This is a genomic window from Saccharopolyspora hattusasensis, assembly GCF_050972075.1.
Taxonomy (GTDB): Bacteria; Actinomycetota; Actinomycetes; order Mycobacteriales; family Pseudonocardiaceae; genus Saccharopolyspora; species Saccharopolyspora hattusasensis.
In genome coordinates, this window is sequence record NZ_JBPCDC010000001.1 from 1,692,866 (window position 1) to 1,711,104 (window position 18,239).

Annotated in this window: 15 protein-coding genes; 4 read left to right on the plus strand and 11 right to left on the minus strand. The window is 68.7% G+C overall.

The window, feature by feature from the left end:
- The first annotated feature begins 39 nt into the window (after window positions 1-39).
- A complete protein-coding gene (locus tag ACRXBZ_RS07040) occupies window positions 40-4,557 on the plus strand; it encodes an AAA domain-containing protein (protein ID WP_433878344.1) in 4,518 nt (1,505 codons plus the stop codon).
- Window positions 4,554-5,405: a hypothetical protein gene (locus tag ACRXBZ_RS07045; protein WP_433878345.1), complete on the plus strand. Its 852-nt coding sequence runs from the start codon at window positions 4,554-4,556 to the stop codon at window positions 5,403-5,405. Before ACRXBZ_RS07040 ends, ACRXBZ_RS07045 begins: the two co-directional genes overlap by 4 nt.
- 45 nt (window positions 5,406-5,450) lie before the next feature.
- Here the strand turns inward: ACRXBZ_RS07045 and ACRXBZ_RS07050 are convergent, their stop codons facing one another.
- The 9 genes from ACRXBZ_RS07050 to infC form a co-directional block, all read right to left on the minus strand.
- The gene (locus tag ACRXBZ_RS07050) at window positions 5,451-5,621 is read right to left on the minus strand and encodes a hypothetical protein (protein ID WP_433878346.1); all 171 of its coding nucleotides are present in this window, start codon (window positions 5,619-5,621) and stop codon (window positions 5,451-5,453) included.
- Window positions 5,618-6,889, minus strand: a complete 1,272-nt coding sequence (locus ACRXBZ_RS07055; protein ID WP_433878347.1) for an NAD(P)/FAD-dependent oxidoreductase — start codon at window positions 6,887-6,889, stop codon at window positions 5,618-5,620. The genes ACRXBZ_RS07050 and ACRXBZ_RS07055 overlap by 4 nt, the downstream gene beginning before the upstream one ends.
- Window positions 6,890-6,990: 101 nt before the next feature.
- Window positions 6,991-8,508 carry a PucR family transcriptional regulator gene (locus ACRXBZ_RS07060; protein WP_433878348.1) on the minus strand — a complete coding sequence of 506 codons (1,518 nt, stop codon included), beginning with the start codon at window positions 8,506-8,508 and terminating at the stop codon, window positions 6,991-6,993.
- Between the two features lie 78 nt (window positions 8,509-8,586).
- Window positions 8,587-11,079, minus strand: coding sequence for a phenylalanine--tRNA ligase subunit beta (gene pheT, locus ACRXBZ_RS07065; protein ID WP_433878349.1), 2,493 nt, complete (start codon window positions 11,077-11,079; stop codon window positions 8,587-8,589).
- A gap of 149 nt (window positions 11,080-11,228) precedes the next feature.
- Window positions 11,229-12,290 carry a phenylalanine--tRNA ligase subunit alpha gene (gene pheS, locus ACRXBZ_RS07070; RefSeq protein ID WP_168584369.1) on the minus strand — a complete coding sequence of 354 codons (1,062 nt, stop codon included), beginning with the start codon at window positions 12,288-12,290 and terminating at the stop codon, window positions 11,229-11,231.
- Between the two features lie 232 nt (window positions 12,291-12,522).
- The gene (locus tag ACRXBZ_RS07075; protein ID WP_433878350.1) at window positions 12,523-13,344 is read right to left on the minus strand and encodes a TrmH family RNA methyltransferase; all 822 of its coding nucleotides are present in this window, start codon (window positions 13,342-13,344) and stop codon (window positions 12,523-12,525) included.
- Window positions 13,345-13,379: 35 nt separating this feature from the next.
- Window positions 13,380-13,748 carry a 50S ribosomal protein L20 gene (gene rplT, locus ACRXBZ_RS07080; RefSeq protein WP_093266845.1) on the minus strand — a complete coding sequence of 123 codons (369 nt, stop codon included), beginning with the start codon at window positions 13,746-13,748 and terminating at the stop codon, window positions 13,380-13,382.
- A gap of 99 nt (window positions 13,749-13,847) precedes the next feature.
- Window positions 13,848-14,042, minus strand: a complete 195-nt coding sequence (rpmI, locus tag ACRXBZ_RS07085; protein ID WP_010313612.1) for a 50S ribosomal protein L35 — start codon at window positions 14,040-14,042, stop codon at window positions 13,848-13,850.
- 83 nt (window positions 14,043-14,125) lie between these two features.
- The gene (infC, locus tag ACRXBZ_RS07090) at window positions 14,126-14,665 is read right to left on the minus strand and encodes a translation initiation factor IF-3 (RefSeq protein WP_029535984.1); all 540 of its coding nucleotides are present in this window, start codon (window positions 14,663-14,665) and stop codon (window positions 14,126-14,128) included.
- A 352-nt stretch (window positions 14,666-15,017) separates the two neighbouring features.
- Between infC and ACRXBZ_RS07095 the strand changes: the two genes are divergently transcribed.
- The gene (locus ACRXBZ_RS07095; protein ID WP_433883817.1) at window positions 15,018-15,347 is read left to right on the plus strand and encodes a DUF1844 domain-containing protein; all 330 of its coding nucleotides are present in this window, start codon (window positions 15,018-15,020) and stop codon (window positions 15,345-15,347) included.
- A gap of 13 nt (window positions 15,348-15,360) precedes the next feature.
- Here ACRXBZ_RS07095 and ACRXBZ_RS07100 read toward each other — a convergent pair whose 3' ends face one another.
- A complete protein-coding gene (locus ACRXBZ_RS07100) occupies window positions 15,361-16,020 on the minus strand; it encodes a DUF1326 domain-containing protein (RefSeq protein WP_433883818.1) in 660 nt (219 codons plus the stop codon).
- A 347-nt stretch (window positions 16,021-16,367) separates the two neighbouring features.
- Window positions 16,368-17,462: a calcium:cation antiporter gene (locus tag ACRXBZ_RS07105; protein WP_433878351.1), complete on the minus strand. Its 1,095-nt coding sequence runs from the start codon at window positions 17,460-17,462 to the stop codon at window positions 16,368-16,370.
- On the opposite strand from ACRXBZ_RS07105, the gene ACRXBZ_RS07110 reads away from it, so the two are divergent.
- Window positions 17,463-18,146: a LysE family translocator gene (locus ACRXBZ_RS07110; protein WP_433878352.1), complete on the plus strand. Its 684-nt coding sequence runs from the start codon at window positions 17,463-17,465 to the stop codon at window positions 18,144-18,146.
- The last annotated feature ends 93 nt before the right edge of the window (window positions 18,147-18,239 follow it).

Genomic DNA, 18,239 nt, shown 5'->3' on the forward strand with positions numbered 1-18,239 from the left:
GTCTGCATTCTGTCCTGTTGCCTACGAAGAGGAGACTTCATGGCCTCGGCTGGAGGACGCGAGTCCGAAGCCCTGCGCAAGACCGCAAGCCTGGTCAACTACCTCGCGGATTTGACCAGTGCGGCGAGCCGGAACCCGCTGCGCGACATTTCCGGAAAACATCCGAATGCCCCAACTACCACCATCTGGTTCGACGACCTCCCAGCCGGCGTCAAATCAGCCCCCGCGGCCGAACAAGTGCTGCTGCAAGTGCGTCCGGTGCCCAATGTTGCGGCACCTCCGATACCCGACCAGCTGCGGGAGTTCATCGATCTCCACCAGGCGAGCGTGGCTTCTGGCCCCGAGCCGAAGCTGCGCAACGAGGATGGCTCGGACTTCCTTGAAAGTGATGCCGAGGACGGACCGGAGATCGTTCGAAGCTTCCAGATCTGGCTTGCGCGCTGGCGAGCCTGGGCCGAAGAGGAACGTCGCCGGACGGGCCAGCGGGAACTGTACGAGACGCTCGAAAAAGCAGCCCGGACACTTGAGCAGAAGGACGACGAGTTCGAGTTCGTCCTGGCCGTCGGGCTCTTCAGCCTGCGCTCACCGAACGGCGAAACCCTGTTCCGGCATGTCCTGGTGGAACAGGCCGTTCCCACGTTGGACAAGTCCGGCAAGGTGACCGTCACCCGAATACCGGGAAAACGGCGCTTCGAAGACCGCGAACTGTTCGACGGGCTCCCGGAGTACCGGCCAGACCGAGCCAGAGAGCTCAAGAACGAGCTCAAGACCTCGATCACGCCGATTCCCGCCGAACAAACGTTGCGCTCGATTCGGGAGTGGGCCGGTTCCGCTCTCAGCAGAGGCATCGCCGAAGTCGCCGCCCGGCCCGGCCGGGGTTCGGCCCTGCCGGAAGTCCTCACCTTCAGCCCGTCGCCGGCGCTGCTGCTGCAGCGCCGGACGTCCGTGCTGGTCTCCGAGGCATACCAGCGCATTGCCGAGAAACTCCGGGATCCCGGCACGCCGGTACCGGTAGCGCTGGCGCAGCTGGTCACCAACACCGAGCGTCACGAACGCGACCAATGGCTGTCTTCCCAAGGCGCCGAGCGCGGCGACCTGCTCGGCGCGGATCCGCTCTTTCCGCTGCCGGCCAACGGAGAGCAGTCGCGCGTGCTCGAACTGCTGCGCACCGAAACGGGCGTGGTCGTCCAAGGCCCGCCTGGGACCGGGAAAACACATACCATCGCCAACCTCGTGTCGGCGTTGCTCGCCCAAGGCCAGCGTGTGCTGGTCACCAGCCAGAAAGACCAAGCACTGCGGGTGCTGCGGAAGAAGATCCCCGACGAAGTCAGCAAGCTCTGCGTACTGCTCGCCGGCGGAAGCAAGGACGCGGCAGTCGAGCTGGAACGCGGCCTGGATGCGCTTTCGCAGGCCGTCGCCGCTACCGACCGCAACAAGCTCTCTCAAGAAGCCGTCACGCTGCGGGCGGAACGGGATCGGCTCCGCCGCAACAGCGCCGAACTGAACGCCAGAATCGCGAAGCTCCGCGAGACCGAACAGGCCCAGTTCCCGCCAGTCGTGCCCGGCTACGACCCCAACCGTTACCGGGGAACACTGGCCGACATCGTGCGAGAGGTCCTCGACGACGGCGAAATCCACGCCTGGATGCCGCCCGTCCCTGGAAGCGCCCAGGACATACCTCCGCTTGCCGCAGCCGATCTGACCGAACTGCGCAATCTGCTGGCGAATCGCACAGCGGGACGAGCCAACCGGGTCAATCAGGAGATACCCGCTGCCGAAGAACTTCCGTCGCCGAGCGAGTTGAACTCGCACGTGCGGGAGGAGCGGCAAGCCATGGAGGCCGCCGAACAAGCGGCCAGCGGCCCAGGACGTGAACTCGCTCGGCTGCCTGAGAAGGAACTGAACCTGCTCCACCAGCTGGGCCCGGAGCTTCGCCAGGTTCTCCAGGAATGCTGCTACGCGACAGCGAATGCCTCATTCGAGCAGGAATGGGTCGCCAAGGCCGTCCGCGACAGACTTGGCCGTCGAAACTCCGGCCTGTGGTCGCATCTCCTGGAGGTGCGCGACGAGGCCAGGAACCTGCAGGAGCGCCTCGCCGAGCAAGGCACGGGCTTCGTGGTCAACAAACCGACGATCACGCAGGAAAATCTCGGTGTGGCACGCGGCTGGCTCCGGGCCGGATATGCGCTGCTAGAGCACTTCGAGAACGGGGGCAAACTGCGCCACCTGTTCCCGCCGAAGAAGGTGCAGAAGAACGCCCAGGAACTGCTCGACAAAGTTCGGGTGGACGGTGCGCTTCCGGCGACACAGGAACAACTCAAGGCCGCTCTCGATCACATCGAGGCCGAAGTCGCGACCGTTCAGCTCGCCGCCAAGTGGGCAGATGTCGGGGTAACGGTCACCACCGGGCAGGTCACCGTCATGCTGTCGGAGTTGGCCGACAACTCCGAACTGCTCGACGCTGCGATGCGTTTGGGAGATCTCTTCGACCTAGTAACCAAGACTCTTGCGGACCACAAGATCGAGCAAGAAATCCCAGATCTCCCAACGCTTTTGGACGTGCTGCACGCGGTGCCAGCAGCGAAGCGGCAACAGCTGCTGGAACAAGCACGCAACCGTGTGCACGACCTCTACCGCAGAGTCGATGCCTGGGCCAAACGTGCCGACGCTTGCCCGGAACTCGCCGCTCTGCTCGCCGCGATCGGCGAGCGGGATGTGCAAGGTTATGCCCAGCACCTAGCTGACCTGCAGACGGCACGGACTGAACGGGACGATGAACTCCGATGCCAAAAGCTGACCAGGACGCTCAAGACTGCACACTTCGAGCTGGCTGATCTATGGGTCCGCACCGCGGGCGATCCGGTGTGGCAGCGACGCGACGTCCGCGCGGCGTGGGCCTGGTCGCGTGCTGAGCAGTTCATGCAGCAGCGACGCGACGCTTCTGCGGAACGCCAGCTGACTGAAGAGTTCACCCGCATCGAAGACCGGATCGAACACGTCACCGAACGGCTGGTCGCGGTCGAAGCCGTTCGCGGCTGCCTTGATGGGATGTCGGACGACCATGTGCGAGCGCTCAACACCTACCGCTCGCACGTGTCGAACATCGGGGCCGGCACGGGAACGAAGACCAGGGAGTTCCGGCGCTCCGCTCGCGCCGCCATGCAGAAGGCCCAGGACGCCGTTCCAGCGTGGGTCGTTCCGCTCCCGAACCTGCTGGAGAACATCGCGGCGGAGCGCAACAGGTTCGACGTGTTGATCGTCGACGAGGCGAGCCAGGTGGGGATAGAGCACCTGTACCTGCTGTGGATGGCACCGCGCATCATCGTGGTAGGTGACGACAAGCAGTGCACCCCGGGCGCGAGTGCGCTGGGGCGGCTGGACACCGTCTTCTCCAAGCTCGACGAACACCTCGCCGACCTGGATGAGGACATCCGCCGCCTCTTCACCCCGAAGTCCCATTTGTACGAAGTGCTCTCCGCGCGTTCCGGCAAAGACGCGCTCATCCGCCTCCGGGAGCATTTCCGCTGTGTCCCCGAGATCATCAAGTGGTCCTCGGATCAGTTCTACGACGACGGATCCGGTGCGTCTGGTCTGATTCCGCTGCGCGAACGCAGCGGCGACAGTCTCCCCCCGCTCAAGGTAACCAAAGTGGACAATGCGGTCACCACGGGGAGGGAAACAAGGATCCGAAACGAAACCGAGGCGCAGAAAATCGTCGAGACGTTGCGTTCTTGCATCGACGATCCAGCGTATGCCGGCAAATCGTTCGGCGTCGTGGTGCTGCGCACCGCCAACGCGCACATCCAACTCCTGGAAAACCTGATCAACGAGAAATTCACCCCGGAAGAACGACAAGAACGCCAGATCCGCGTTGGGACGGCGCCGAACTTCCAGGGTGATGAGCGCGACGTCGTGATGCTGTCGCTCGTGGTTGCCACGCCCCCGCATCAAATCAGCGCCGAGTCGTTCCGGCAGGCGTTCAACGTGGCCGCGAGCCGAGCACGAGACCAGATGTGGTTGTTCACCTCCTTGGACCTGGATCAGTTCAAGCCGATGGACCTGCGTGCCTCGTTGCTGTCGTACATGCAGGACCCGCCGTCGGTGTTCGGTTCCTCCCCCGCGATCGACGAAGTCAGCCCGGACAAGCACCACAGGCTGTTCGACTCATTGTTCGAGCAGCGGGTGTTCCTGGAGATCAAGAAGCGGGGCTACCACGTGGTCCCGCAGTACCCCGTTGGGTCCCGGCGACTGGATCTCGTCGTCGTCGGTGACCGCGGCCGGCTCGCGGTGGAGTGCGATGGACATTTGTGGCACGCGAACCCGCAACAGCAGGACAACGACGCTCGCCGAGATCGGGAGCTCGCCCGAATGCGATGGACGACGATCCGTATCCGGGAAAGCGAGTTCACCGCGAATCCGGACCGGGAGCTGGCACCGATCTGGGCGGAGCTGAAGGCCAAGGGAATCGAACCCGGCCACCGCGAGAACGGCCCTGACACCGGGTGGCGGCCCGTCGAACTCGACACCGAAAACGACGATCATCAGGAGGAATGGTGACCGGGCAAAACCCGCCGAACCTGCATCTGGACGACAACGTGCTGGCCGGACTGGCCGCATTGATCTGCGGCGACGACAGCACGCCCTACCACCGGCGCGGCTTCGAGATCGAAAAGTTCTTCCGCGCCGCTGGCCTGTCCGATGCTGGTGAGCTCGACGGCTACCGAAAGCCCTGGGTGCTGGAGCGCCTGCAGGAACACCGCAACGACCCCGACTGGATCCGCGCGGTCGTTCTCCGGCTGGCGGACCCCAGGGAGTACCTCGGCGAGAAAGAGATCTGGGAAGTCGTCGTAGCGGAGCTCAACGAGCTGCTGGAGATCGAGGGTTACCGCGTCACCTTCGCCGGAACCAAACCGCAAATCGTCGAGCACCAGGCAACGCTCTCCCGCCCAGCCAGCGATACCCCGGTCGCCTTGACCACGAGCATCGCCAAGCTCGTGAGCGCCGGCGATTTCGGCAGCCAGTTGCAGGCCCGGCTCGACGAGGCGCACGTCTGCTGGCAATCGGGTGCCCCCACAGCCGCGATCATCATGCTCGGCAGCGTCTTGGAAGGCGTGCTCTACGATGTTGCGCTGAGCATGCACGGCGGGACCGGCAAAGCGCCCACCGACCACCTGCAATCCTTGATCAACCTCGCGCAGGAGAAGGGCTGGATCGCCAAGGACGTCACGGATTACGCCCACGTTCTCCGCGACCACCGCAACCTGGTCCACCCGAAGAAGCAGTGGACCCAGTCCTACTCACCCAAGGACGACACCGTTCGGATCGCCTGGAATGTGGTGGTGGCAGCGCTCAACGACCTCGCCGCCGTGATCGAGCCCGACGCCAATGGCGGCACAGCCGCGTAATCGTCTCGGGTGGCCCCGTCCTGGCGAGGACGGGGCCACCCGGGTTCACCCACAGCGATCCGGGCTGAGCCCAGATTTCGCATAACCCTGGGCCCGCTCCAGGGCGTATTCCGTGGCGATTCGCAGCAGCATCTCCTTCTCCACTCGCAGGAGGTGGTTCTCCCGGCGGAGCCGGTCGAGTTCCGCTCGTTCCGCCGAGGTCAGGTCGATGCTCATCGCAGCGGGTTGAACGGTCGCAGGAGCGCCGGGCGCTTGCCGGTGGCGATCTGCTCCGCCAGCAGACGGCCGGTTAGCGGCCCCAACGTCAGGCCCCACATGCCGTGGCCGCCCGCGACGTAGACGCCGGACATCTTCGTCTGCCCGATCAGCGGCAGTCCGTCGGTCGTCACCGGCCGGCCGCCGACCCACTCGTCGTGGCGCACCTCCCAGCCGACGCCCTGCAGCAGCGGTCGCGCGGAGCGCACGATCGCCTCGATGCGGCCCCGGTCCAGCGGGTCGTCCGCCGGGCGGAACTCCATGGTTCCCGCCACCCGCAGCCCGCCCTGGTACGGCGTGCAGGCGACGCGCACCGCGGGCAGGTAGATCGGGCCGGGAACGGGCTGCTCGGTCGGGACCGTGAAGGAATAGCCGCGCCCGGCGCGCACCGGGGTGCGGACACCCAGCGGTTTCGCCAGGCGGCTCAGCCAGGATCCGGTGGCCAGCACGACCGCCTCGGCCGACACCCGCTCCTCCTGCTCGGATTTGACGATCACCTGTTCGGAGCCGCGCAGCACGTCCCGCACGCGGAACCCGGCGCGCAGCTTGCCGCCGCGTTCGACCACCGCCTTCGCCAGGCTCCGGGTGAACTCGCCCGGGTCGACGTAACGCTGCCCTTCCACCCGGAGCACCGCCGCGATGCGCGACGACAGCTGCGGCACATCAACGTCCGAAGTGGACAGTTCGTGGACTTCGATTTCCTGGCCGCAGCGGCGGATCTGCTCGAACTCGTGCCGCAGCTCGGCGACCTGCTCGGGCTTCTCGAACGCCGCCGTGATCGGCGCCGGCACGGTCGGCGCGGACACCCCGCCCGCCGTGAGCGCGTCGAAGGCGTCCAGGCACTCCGCGTTCATCGGGACGAACGCGCGCATCGACCGCTGCCAGGCCCGGGGCGTGCACCGCCGGGCGAAACCGATGAGGAACGACCACAGGCCGGGATCCACCGAGGTCGGCACGTACAGCGGGGCGTCGCGGTCGAACAGCGACCGCAGCCCGTAGCGCAGCACGCCCGGCTCTGGCAGCGGGATCGAGAAACCCGGCGACAGGTAACCGGCGTTGCCCCAAGACGCGCCGGCCGCCCCCGCCTTCCGGTCCAACACTGTGTCGCGGTCCAGCACCGTGACCTCGACGCCGTGCTCCTGCAGGAACCAAGCGGTCGACAAGCCGACCACGCCGGCACCGACCACCACGGCCCGGCGCGGAACCCCGTCGATCCCGTCCTCGCGCATGCTTCCTCCTCAAACGTCCTGAGGTGGAGCCTGCCCGGTCCGCGCCGCCCGGCCAGTGTCGGAATCCCACAAATCCCGGCCACCCGATTGGCCGAATCCGACTACACTGCGAGCGCGATGATCATCGCGAGCCTGGCGTCGGGATCGTCGAGAACCAGCGGCGTCAGCTCGGCCATCTTTCGCATCCGGTACCGGACCGTGTTCGGGTGGACCCCCAGCCTCGCCGCCGCAGCGCCCAAATCGCCCTGGCACTCCAGCCAGGCGCGAAGCGTTTCGACGTAGCTGGTGCCGTGCTCGCGGTCGTGGCGGCGGAGCTCGACCACCGGGCCGCGATCCGGGGCGCGGCCGGTCGCTGCGGCGTGCCGCAGCCGCCGCAGCATGATCTCGTGCCACGCGGCGTCGTAAACCACGGCCGGGACCCGGTCCGCCCTCTTCGCGTGGATCGCCAGGCTCTCGTCGGCTTCCCGCCTGCTGTCCACCAGCTCCATCGGCTCGGCCGGTCCACCCACGCCGACGAGGACCGTAGCGTCGCCGGCGAGCTCGCGGACCAGGGCCCGCGCCCATTCGCAGGCGGGCTCGGCATCCTCGTGCGGCAGGATCGTGTAGACGGTGTTCGCGAACAGGGCGCTGCGGCCGGGTCGTGACCAGCCGAAGCCCATTGTCGCGCGCTCGAACGCGAGCAGCGGGACGGCCTCCGGCGCGCCGCCGACGTGCACCTGCACTGCCACCACGCGGTGCCTTCTGCTGCGCAGGCCCAGACGGCTCAGCACCGCGGCGGCGTCCGCATGCCCCTCCAACAGGCCGATGACCAGGTCGGATTCGACCTGCCGCTCCAGGTCAGCGCTGGCCCGGGCGCGCAGCAGGTGCAGCGCGGCGGTGCGAGCGCCGCTGACCAGCGCGGCCTGGTGGGCGCCGGTGAGCTCGTGCTCGGTCAGGACCCAGATCGAGCCCAGCAGTTCCTTGCCCGCGCGGACCGCCACCACGGCCCGGCCGTGCACGGACTCCGGTTCCAGCGGAGCCACGAAGATCGGCTCGTCGGAAGTCTCCAGGTGCCGGAAAACCCCGCGCTCGACGAGCTTCCGGCGGATCTCCGCAGGCACCTGCCGCCCCAGAATCGTGGCCATCCGGGCGCGGTCGGCGCTGTGCTGCCGGCTGGAATACGCGAGCACGCCGGAACGGTGGTCCTCGATCGTCACCGGGCCGCCGACGGAGTCGGCGAGCGCGTCGGCCAGCGCGAACAGGTCGGTCGGGCCCCGCCCGGCCTCGGTTTCCCGGCCTTCCAGCACCAGCCCGTAGACGACGCCCGCGAGCTGCCCCCACGACACGGCCGGGTCGACGAGCACGACCGTCACGTCTCGTTCCCGGGCCGCCGCGAGCGCCTGCTCGTCGAGTTCGGCGCAGCGGAACACGACGACGCTGGCGTGGGCTGCCGAGAGCAGTTCCGCCGCCCCGCTCGCCTCGACGCCGACGGCGAGCAGCACGTCCTCACCACCCGGGGCGGGATCGGCCGGGTCGTGCAGCGCCACCGAACGCAGCTCCGTCGACCTGCTCCGGGGCGGGCTGCCCAACCGGGCCCCGAAGCCGCCGAGGACGTTGATCAACCGATCGAGCTTGACCACGGCGACTCCCTGACGGCCAAGACCGCAAGTTCCATTGAAATCAGACCTTCAATTTCAATGGAAATTGCGGCAGAACAATCACGCTCGGAGGCCGGCGCCGAGACGCTCGGTGGCGGCGCGCACCGCCGCGTCGCGGGCCTCGGTGGCCTCCTCCTGCTTCAGGGTCCGGTCCGAAGCCCGGAAGCGCAGCGCCAAGGCCAGCGACTTCTTGCCCTCACCCAACTGCTCGCCCGCGTACACGTCGAACAGCCGCACATCCTCCAGCAGCTCGCCGCCGCCGGTACGGACCGCGTCGACCACGTCGGCCGCGGCCACGCCATCGTCCACCACCAAGGCGATGTCCATCAGCACCGGCGGGTACGCCGAGATCTGCGGCGCCGGGCGGCGGTCGGACAACGGCAGGGCGTCCAGGTCGAGCTCCATCGCGCAGGTCCGCCTCGGCAGGCCCAGCGCCTCGACGACCTTCGGATGCAGCTCACCGGCGTGACCGACCACGGTCTCGCCGACCTTCAGCTGCGCGCACCGGCCCGGGTGCCACGGCGCGAGCTCGCCCGCGGCCATGTTCAGCTCCACCCCCGCCGCCGCGGCGACCACACGCGCGGCCTGCACCGCGTCCGCCCAGCTCACCTCGCGGCCCTTGCCCCACCAACCGGCCTGCTCGCGCTGGCCGCCCAGCATCACGGCGACGTGTGCAGGCTGCGCCGGCAGCGATGCGTGCAGCGCGGCGATCTGCTCGTCGGTGGGACGTCCGTCGACGCCGACCTCCGGCACCACGGGCTGGTTCTCCGCGGGCTGCACGACCTGTCCGATGTGGAACAGCGCGAGATCGCGCTGGCCGCGGGAAACGTTGCGCTGCAACGTTTCCGCCAACCCGATCAGCAGCGTCGTGGTCAGCAGCGCCCGGTCGCTCTCCAACGCGTTGAGCACCGACATGGTGCGCCGCCGCGGGTCGTCCTCGGCGAGACCGAAGGCGTCGAGCATCGCCGTTCCGACGAACGGGAACGGCAGCACCTCGACGTAGCCCTCACCGGCCAGCGCGCGGGACACCGCGCGCTGGCGGCGCTGCAGGGCGGTGAGCCCGCGCCCGGGCGGCGCGGCGGGCAGCACCGAGGGGATCGTGTGGTACCCCTCCAGGCGCAGCACTTCCTCGACCAGGTCATACGGCTGCTTCAGGTCCGGCCGCCAGGTCGGCGGGGTCGCCGTCACCAGGCCGACTCCCAGGTCGGAGGTGCCGACCTCGATGCGGCAGCCGATCTGGCCCAGCCGCCGGGCGGTCACGCCGCGCTCGTAAGACACCCCGGCGATCTTGTCCGGCAGCGCCAGCGGCATGGTCACCGGCTCGGGCCGCTTCGGCTCGCCGACGTCGGTGCGGCCCGGCGCGATGGTGCCGTCGCCGTAGCGGACCAGCAGCTGCGCGGCCAGCTCGGTGGCCACCGCGGCGATCGCCGGGTCCACCGACCGCTCGAACCGCTTGCCCGCCTCGCTGGGCAGCTTGTGCCGGCGGATGGTGCGGGCGATGCTGGCCGGAGCCCAGTTCGCCGCCTCCAGCAGCACGTCGTGCGTGTTGTGGCTGATCTCGGTGGACTCGCCGCCCATCACCCCGGCCAGCGACACCGGGCCGGACTCGTCGGCGATCACGATGTCGTCCGGGTCCAGTTCGCGGCTCAGGCCGTCCAGGGTGGTCAGCTTCTCGCCCTGCTCGGCGCGACGCACCACCAGGTCGCCGGTCAGCTTCGCGGTGTCGAACGCGTGCAGCGGCTGGCCGAGTTCGAGCATCACGTAGTTGGTGACGTCCACGGCCAGCGAGATGGAGCGGATCCCGGCCAGCGCCAGGCGGCGGCGCATCCACCACGGGCTCGGCGCGGTCGGGTCGACGCCGGTGACCCGGCGCAGCACGAACCGCTGGCAGGCGCTCGGGTCGCGCAGCTCCACGCCGCGCGACGGCCGGTCGTCGGCCGGGACCGGGCGGGTGCCCGGGTCGCCGAACGGCACGTCCAGCGCGTTGGACAGTTCGCGGGCCAGGCCGCGCACCGAGAAGCAGTAGCCGCGGTCCGGGGTGATGGACAGCTCAATGATCGAGTCTTCCAGCCCCACCAGCTCGACCGCGTCATCGCCGGGGTCGGCAGAGCCGGGCGGCAGCACCAGGATGCCGTCTTGGTCCTCGCCGATGCCCAGCTCCTTGGCCGAGCAGATCATGCCCTCGCTGACCTTGCCGTAGGTCTTGCGCGAGGTGATCTCGAAGTCGCCGGGCAGCACCGCACCGGGTAGCGCGACCACGACCAGGTCGCCCTCCTGGAAGTTGCGGGCACCGCAGATGATGCCCTGCACGCGCTGCTCGCCGGTCTCGGTCTCGCCGACCTCGACCTGGCAGAACCGGATCGGCTTCTTGAACTCGTTGAGTTCCTCGATCTCGGCGACACGACCGGCCACGAGCGGCCCGCGCACCTGGGTCAGGTGGGCGACCTCCTCGACCTCCAACCCGATCCGGATGAACGCTTCGGCCAGCGTCTCCGCGGTCGTCTCCTCGGGCAGCTCAAGGTGCTCGGCCAACCAGGAAACCGGAATCCGCACTTGGTCAGGCCTCTCTCTCGTTCTGGTGGGTGGTGTCGGTGAGTGCCATAGCAGGCGTTGGACATACATAAGGAGGGGCACCCACAGTCCAGGGAGCCTCTGAGGTTCCGCCACTTGCACCGCTACGCAGATCAACCATCGACAGATCCTCAAATACCGAACGGCTGGGTGAACCGGACGTCGCCCTCGACCATGTCGCGCATGTCGGGGATGCCGTTGCGGAACATCAGCGTGCGCTCCAGGCCCATGCCGAAGGCGAAGCCCGTGTAGACCTCGGGGTCGACGCCGCAGGCACGCAGCACGTTCGGGTTGACCATGCCGCAGCCGCCCCACTCGACCCAGCCGGCGCCGCCCTTCTTCTCCGGGAACCACACGTCCATCTCGGCCGATGGCTCGGTGAACGGGAAGTACGACGGCCGCAGCCGGGTCTTGGACTCCGGGCCGAACATCGACCGGGCGAACGCGTCCAGCGTGCCCTTCAGGTGCGCCATGGTCAGGCCCTTGTCCACCGCCAGGCCCTCGACCTGCGAGAACACCGGGGTGTGGGTGGCATCCAGCTCGTCGGTGCGGAAGGTGCGGCCCGGGCAGACCACGTACACCGGCAGCTCGCGATCCAGCAGGGCGCGGACCTGCGACGGCGAGGTGTGGGTGCGCAGCACCAGCCCGGAGTTCTCCGGGGCCACGTAGAAGGTGTCCTGCATGGTGCGCGCCGGGTGGTCCTTGCCGAAGTTCAGCGCGTCGAAGTTGAACCACTCGGCTTCCAGCTCGGGGCCCTCGGCGACCTCCCAGCCCATCGCTACGAAGGTGTCCTCGATGTCCTCGGCGAGCTGGGTGATCGGGTGGCGCGCGCCGGCCGGCACCCGGTCCCAGGGCAGCGTGACGTCGACCGTCTCCTCGCGCAACACCCGCTCGTCGCGCTCGGCCTGCAGGGCCGCGCGGCGCTCGTCGAAGGCGCCCTGAATGGCCTCGCGAGCCTGGTTGACGCGCTTGCCCGCCTCCGAGCGCGCCTTCGGCGGCAGCGCGCCGATCTCCCGGCGCGCGGTCAGCAGCGGCGAGCGGTCACCGAGGTGCGCGGGCTTGACCACGGCCAGCGCGTCGAGGTCGGTGGCTGCGGCGAAGGCTTTGCCGGCCTCGACCACCGCGCGGTCCAGCGTCTCCGGCGACAGCGCGGCGACCTCTTTCGGGTCGTACGGGTCGTTGGCTCCAGACATCGTTAGTGCGTGACTCCCGTTGATCCGACAGGCATCGGTGCCCGATCCCTGAGCGGCAGTTGCCCAGGTCGGCGAACCTGCTCATTGGCATACGACTCAAGCCGCAAGCTAGCCCCTAGAGTCTATGCGACGGCCCCAACCGCTTTTCGCCGAGATCCGGTGGAGCCGATTTCGCGCGAAATCGCCGCCCGCACCGCCTGGGAGGTGCCGATTTCGCGCGAAATCGCCCGGCCTAGGCGTCCTGGCGGTGCTGGGCTCGGGCTGAGGCGTAGAGGCAGACTGCTGCGGCCGTGGCCAGGTTGAGGCTTTCCGCACGCCCGTAGAGCGGGACCCGGAGCGTGGCATCCAGTTCCGATTTCACCTCATCCGGTAGCCCGTGGGCTTCACTGCCGAACACCCACGCCGTGGGCTCGGCGAGCTCACCGTCCCGGTCGGCCGTGTCGAGGTCGCCGGTGGCGTAGCCGTCGGCGCCGACCAGACGGAGCCCGGCCGCGCGGCAGGCGGAAAGCACGGCGGAGACGTCGCGGTCACGCGCAACGGGCAGGTGGAAGAGGCTCCCGGTGGACGCCCGCACCGCCTTGCCGTTGTAGGCGTCGACGGTGTCGCCGGCGAACAGCACGGCACCGGCACCGGCCGCGTCGGCGACCCGGACCACAGTTCCCGCGTTGCCCGGATCCGCCACGCCGACCAGCACCGCGACCAGCTTCGGGCGCCCGGCGAGCGCGGCGGACGGCGTGGTGTCCGGCAGGTCGCAGACCGCGATCAGCCCTTGCGGGGTCACCGTCTCCGACAGCGACGCCGCGGCCCGCTCGGTGACCAGGTGGACCGGCACCGACTCGGCGCGGGCCCGGTCCAGGAACTCGGCGTGCCGGGATTGCTCGGTGGCGAAGACGTCGCGCACCCGCAGCACCCCGCCGGCGTGCGCGGTCAGCGCCTCGCCCACCGCCTGGGCGCCTTCGGCGAGGAACGCCCCGGCCTTCTCCCGGCCGGCGCGGCGGGTGAGCTTGCGAGCGACCGCGACCCGGGACGATCGCTCCGTGAATGGAGTCGTCATCCCGGGTCGCGGTGCAGCGTAGGGGCCTTCGGTGGTCAGGCCGCACTCTCCGGCAGGTTCTTGCGAGCCACCTCGACCAGCGCGGCGAAAGCCTGCGGGTCGTTGACCGCGAGCTCGGCCAGGATCTTCCGGTCGACCTCGACCTCGGCGGCCTTCAGGCCCTGCACGAAGCGGTTGTAGCTCAGGCCGTGCTGCCGGGTCGCGGCGTTGATGCGGGTGATCCACAGCTTCCGGAAGTCACCCTTGCGGGCCCGCCGGTCGCGGTAGGCGTAGGTCATCGAGTGGAGCATCTGCTCCTTGGCCTTGCGGTACAGCCGGGAGCGCTGACCGCGGTAGCCGCGGGCCGACTCGAGAATGGTGCGGCGCTTCTTCTGGGCGTTGACTGCCCGCTTGACGCGTGCCACGGGGTCCGTCCTGTTATCTCATCGGGGGCGGGGAACCGCCCGTGCGGGTTGCTGGAACTGCGTTGCTGACCTGCTGCTTCGGGTGCAGCGGGTCGGGGTTCAGCGACCCAGCAGTCGGTTGATGCGCTTGACGTCGGCCTTGGCCACCGCTTCGGTGCCCTCGAGCCGGCGGGTGACACGGCTGGACTTCTTCTCCAGGATGTGCCGACGACCGGCCTGCTCGCGCCGCAGCTTGCCCGTGCCGGTCACCTTGAAGCGCTTCGAGGTGCCCTTGTGGGTCTTGTTCTTCGGCATCTTCTCGTCCTCGTTTCGTACTGATGCCGGGCTGGGGCGCGGAGTGCGTCCCGGCCCGGCGTCACATCACGAGCCCTGCGGACTTAAGCGTTCGCCTTGGGCTTGGTCTTGTTCGTCTTGTGCGGCGCAAGAACCATGATCATGTTGCGACCGTCCTGCTTCGGGTTCGCCTCGATGAACCCGAGTTCGGACACGTCATCGGCCAGTCGCTGCAGCAGGCGGAAGCCCAACTCGGGACGCGACTGCTCACGACCGCGGAACATGATCGTCACCTTGACCTTGTGACCCTGGTTGAGGAAGCGGGACACGTGGCCCTTCTTCGTCTCATAGTCGTGCGGGTCGATCTTCGGCCGGAGCTTCTGCTCCTTGATGACGGTCTGTTGCTGGTTGCGACGCGATTCGCGAGCCTTCTGCGCGCTCTCGTACTTGAACTTGCCGTAGTCCATGAGCTTGCAGACCGGCGGGCGCGCCTGCGGGGCGACCTCGACAAGGTCCAGATCCGCTTCCTGGGCTAGCCGGAGTGCGTCCTCGATGCGGACGATCCCGACCTGTTCACCGTTCGGTCCGACCAACCGGACCTCCGGAACCCGGATGCGGTCGTTGATGCGCGTCTCGGAGCTGATGGGCCCTCCTCGGTTCGATGGCTGTAGTTGACTGCACCGCGGCGCGTAGAGCTCACCCCGGAATGCAGAGGTCCCGTCGTTCCGCCTGCGCGGCCCGCGGGACCCTGACTCCATACCGATCGAACCGGTACCGCAATACCGTTCGTGCTACCGACGGCTCGCACCGTCGACAGGACCGGGACCCGGAAGCCTGTGGCGGCTACTCGGGTGGGAGCGGGACTCCACTTTGCCGCCCCCGCTTGAGCAGGGGCTGGTCGTGCGTGTCAGGGTAGCAGGCGTGACCGAACCGCAGCCAACCGCGCCCCCGACCACGTCCGACCTGCCGGGTAAGCAGCAGGCGCACGACGCAGACATGGAATTCAACGTCCGCGAGCTCGCCGATGTTCCCAGCGTCGAGGTGATCAGCCGCGCGGCGGTCATGTTGATGTCCGCGGCGGCGGAGAAGCTGGGGCTGGCCGCCGAGGACCCGGACGCCGCGGCGGAGCGCGACCTGGACGAGGCGCGCCGGTTGATCACCGCACTGGCCGGGCTGGTCACCGCCTCCGTCGAGTACCTCGGGCCGCACGCGGGTCCGGTCCGCGACGGCCTGCAGTCGCTGCAGCGCGCGTTCCGCGAGGCCTCCACCCACCCGGACGCACCGGGGCAGGGCCCGGGCGAGAAGTACACCGGCCCCGTCTACTGATCCCCCGAGCGGGTCATGCCGCCTCCGGTCCCGTCCAGCCGAACGGGATGTGCGTGCTGGAGTTGCCCACCCGCTCCCAGCTGAAGCCGAACGCGTCGGCCCGGTCGAGAGTCGCCCGCCCCCAGGTCGCGGGCGGCTGACCGGGGCCGACCTCCGCGCCCGGCAGGTTGTGCACCTGGACCCGGACGCCTTCGGCGGCAGTTGGACCGGTGAGCGCTTCGACGGCCGCCTCCGCGTATCCGGAGAGCCGGACGCTCCAGTCGGCCAGGTCGTCGGCGATGCGGACCTCGATCGGGCTCGACTCCACGGCCACGATCTCCGGCCGGAGCATCTCGACGAACCGCTGCGGCCAACCGCCGGCCCGCCCGGTGAAGATCGCCCGAAGCGCCGCGAGTTGCGCCTCGCCACCGCGCTCGTCGAAGAAGAACGCGGCACGCGCGTCGTGGTGCTCCCCCGTCCAGACGTTCCCGGCGTAGGAAACCAGCATCGCGACGTTCAGGCCGCTGAGCCCCAGGTCGCCGTAGTCGCCGGTTCGGATGTGCCACAGCCGGATGCCGTCGCAGTCGCCGTAGGTCGGCGGCTGCGCGAAAGAGCACGGGCACGGGATCTCACACTTGCACGTATAGAACCAGTCGCCCGCCACATGCCATTTCGCAACGCCCGGCACACCCACATCAGCCCTCCGGAAGCGGATCGGCTCGTCCTCGGCCAGGATCCCCGTTCCGCGGAAAATCCGGCACGGCCGAAAGACCCGCGCGACTACGGACATTGCACAGCATGCAATGCACAGTGGACAGTCAATACCCGAAGTCCTTGCCCAGCCGCAAGATCTTGACCACGAGCCGAATGCCGACCGAGCTTTTGGTCGATAGCAGATAACACAACAAGGCTTCGCGTGAAGAAGTTTTCCCGCCGGCCGGCGCCGGTCCGGCTACCATCTCCACATGTCTACTGTGGACACTTATAACACGCCGACGAGAACTGGCCGCCGACCTGATGGGGTGCGCCTCACCGCCTTCGTCACGGGTTGACGGCCAGGAAGATGAAGGCCGCGAGGATGGCGAGGTGGACGCCGCCTTGCAGGCGGGTGGCGCGGCCGGGGACGACCGTGAGGACGCTGACGATGACCGTCAGGATGAACAGCACGAGCTGGGTTCCGCCGAGTCCGAGGTGCAGCGGGCCGTCCAGCCAGATCGAGGCGAGCACGATCACCGGGATCGTCAGGCCGATGCTGGCGATCGCAGAGCCGTAGGCGAGGTTGAGGCTGATCTGCACCCGCTGGCGGGCGGCGGCGCGCACCGCCGCGATCGTCTCCGGCAGCAGCACCAGCAGGGCGATCACCACGCCGACGAAGGACTGCGGGAAGCCGACCGCCTCGACCGCGGCCTCGATCGCCGGGGACTCCACCTTCGCCAGCCCGACGACGGCGACCAGCGCGACCACCAGCAGCACGAGGCTCGCCGCTGTCCGGCCTCCGCTCGGCGGCCGCGCGTGGTCTTCCTCTGGGGCGACCGTGCCCTCGTCGGTGACCGGCACGAAGAAGTCCCGATGCCGGATGGTCTGGGTGAAGACGAACATGCCGTACAGCACGAGCGAGGCCACCGCGGCGAACGCCATCTGCGGTGCCGAGTACACCGGGCCCGGCAGGCTCGTGGTGAAGGTCGGGAACACCAGGCTCAACGCGGCCAGCGTCGTCACCGTCGCCAGCTCCGCACCAGTGCCTTCGGCGTTGAACGGCGTCAGCCCGTAGCGGAGGGCCCCCACCAGTAGGGAGAGGCCGACGATGCCGTTGGTGGTGATCATGACCGCGGCGAAGATCGTGTCGCGAGCCAGCGTCGCGGCTTCCGGGCCGCCGGAGCTCATCAGCGTGACGATCAGCCCTACTTCGATGACCGTGACGGCCACCGCCAGGACCAGCGAGCCGAACGGTTCGCCCACCCGGTGGGCGACGATCTCCGCGTGGTGCACGGCGGTCAGCACCGCGCCCGCGAGCAGGATCGCCACGATGAGCACCGGGATGATGCCGAGTTCCTTGTGGGTCCAGGTGATGGCCAGCGCGATGATCGCGAGCACCGGCACCAGCACGGTCCAGGACAGCAGGGAGCGCAGCGGCATGTGTCCACAGTAGAAGCTGCCGCGTGGCGCCGCGGCGCGAAGCTGCCGGGTGAAACCGGCTGGCGTCTGGCGTGTTGGCTTGCCAGGCTGATCGAGGAGGTGCGCGTGATGGTATCGGTTGATCGGTTGCTGGTTTTCGCGGCGATGTCGTTGGTGATCATCGCGGTGCCCGGGCCGAGCGTGTTGTTCGTCGTGGGCCGGGCGCTGGCGCATGGCAGGCGCACCGCGCTGACCAGCGTCGTCGGCAATGCCATCGGGTGCTACCTGGTGGCCGTCGCGGTGGCGCTGGGCGTCGGCGCGGTGGTGGCGCAGTCGCTCGTGGTGTTCACCGCGATCAAGATGGCGGGCGCGGCCTACCTCGTCTACCTGGGCATCAAGGCGCTGCGCAGCAGTCGCCCGCTCGCCGGCGAACTGCCCGGGCAGACGCCGGGCCTCGGCATCCTGAAGACGCTGCGGGAAGGCGTCGTGGTGGGGGTGGCGAACCCGAAGACGTTCATCTTCTTCACCGCGGTGGTCCCGCAGTTCATCGACCCGGAACTGGGCCACGTCCCGGTGCAGATGCTGCTGCTCGGGCTCATCCCGATCGCCAGCGCCCCGCGGCGGCTGGCGATCGTCCAGCGGGCGGGCGGTTTCGCCATGATCGGCCTCGGCCTGACCCTCGCCGTCACCGGCCGCAAGGAGTAAAGAACTGTGCGGCTTGGCTTGCGTGGCGGTGCGGGTAGCGGCGTAAGCGACAGGCGCCTCCGACCGATCCGGCCGAAGGCGCCCTTGAACATT

Bases quoted from the DNA above. Each gene is read 5' to 3' on its own strand.
- ACRXBZ_RS07075 (WP_433878350.1), bottom strand. From the start codon at position 13,344: ATGACGACTCCATTCACGGAGCGATCGTCCCGGGTCGCGGTCGCTCGC.
- rpmI (WP_010313612.1), bottom strand. From the start codon at position 14,042: ATGCCGAAGAACAAGACCCACAAGGGCACCTCGAAGCGCTTCAAGGTG.
- ACRXBZ_RS07105 (WP_433878351.1), bottom strand. From the start codon at position 17,462: ATGCCGCTGCGCTCCCTGCTGTCCTGGACCGTGCTGGTGCCGGTGCTC.
- ACRXBZ_RS07095 (WP_433883817.1), top strand. From the start codon at position 15,018: ATGGAATTCAACGTCCGCGAGCTCGCCGATGTTCCCAGCGTCGAGGTG.
- ACRXBZ_RS07040 (WP_433878344.1), top strand. From the start codon at position 40: ATGGCCTCGGCTGGAGGACGCGAGTCCGAAGCCCTGCGCAAGACCGCA.
- ACRXBZ_RS07055 (WP_433878347.1), bottom strand. From the start codon at position 6,889: ATGCGCGAGGACGGGATCGACGGGGTTCCGCGCCGGGCCGTGGTGGTC.
- ACRXBZ_RS07050 (WP_433878346.1), bottom strand. From the start codon at position 5,621: ATGAGCATCGACCTGACCTCGGCGGAACGAGCGGAACTCGACCGGCTC.
- pheS (WP_168584369.1), bottom strand. From the start codon at position 12,290: ATGTCTGGAGCCAACGACCCGTACGACCCGAAAGAGGTCGCCGCGCTG.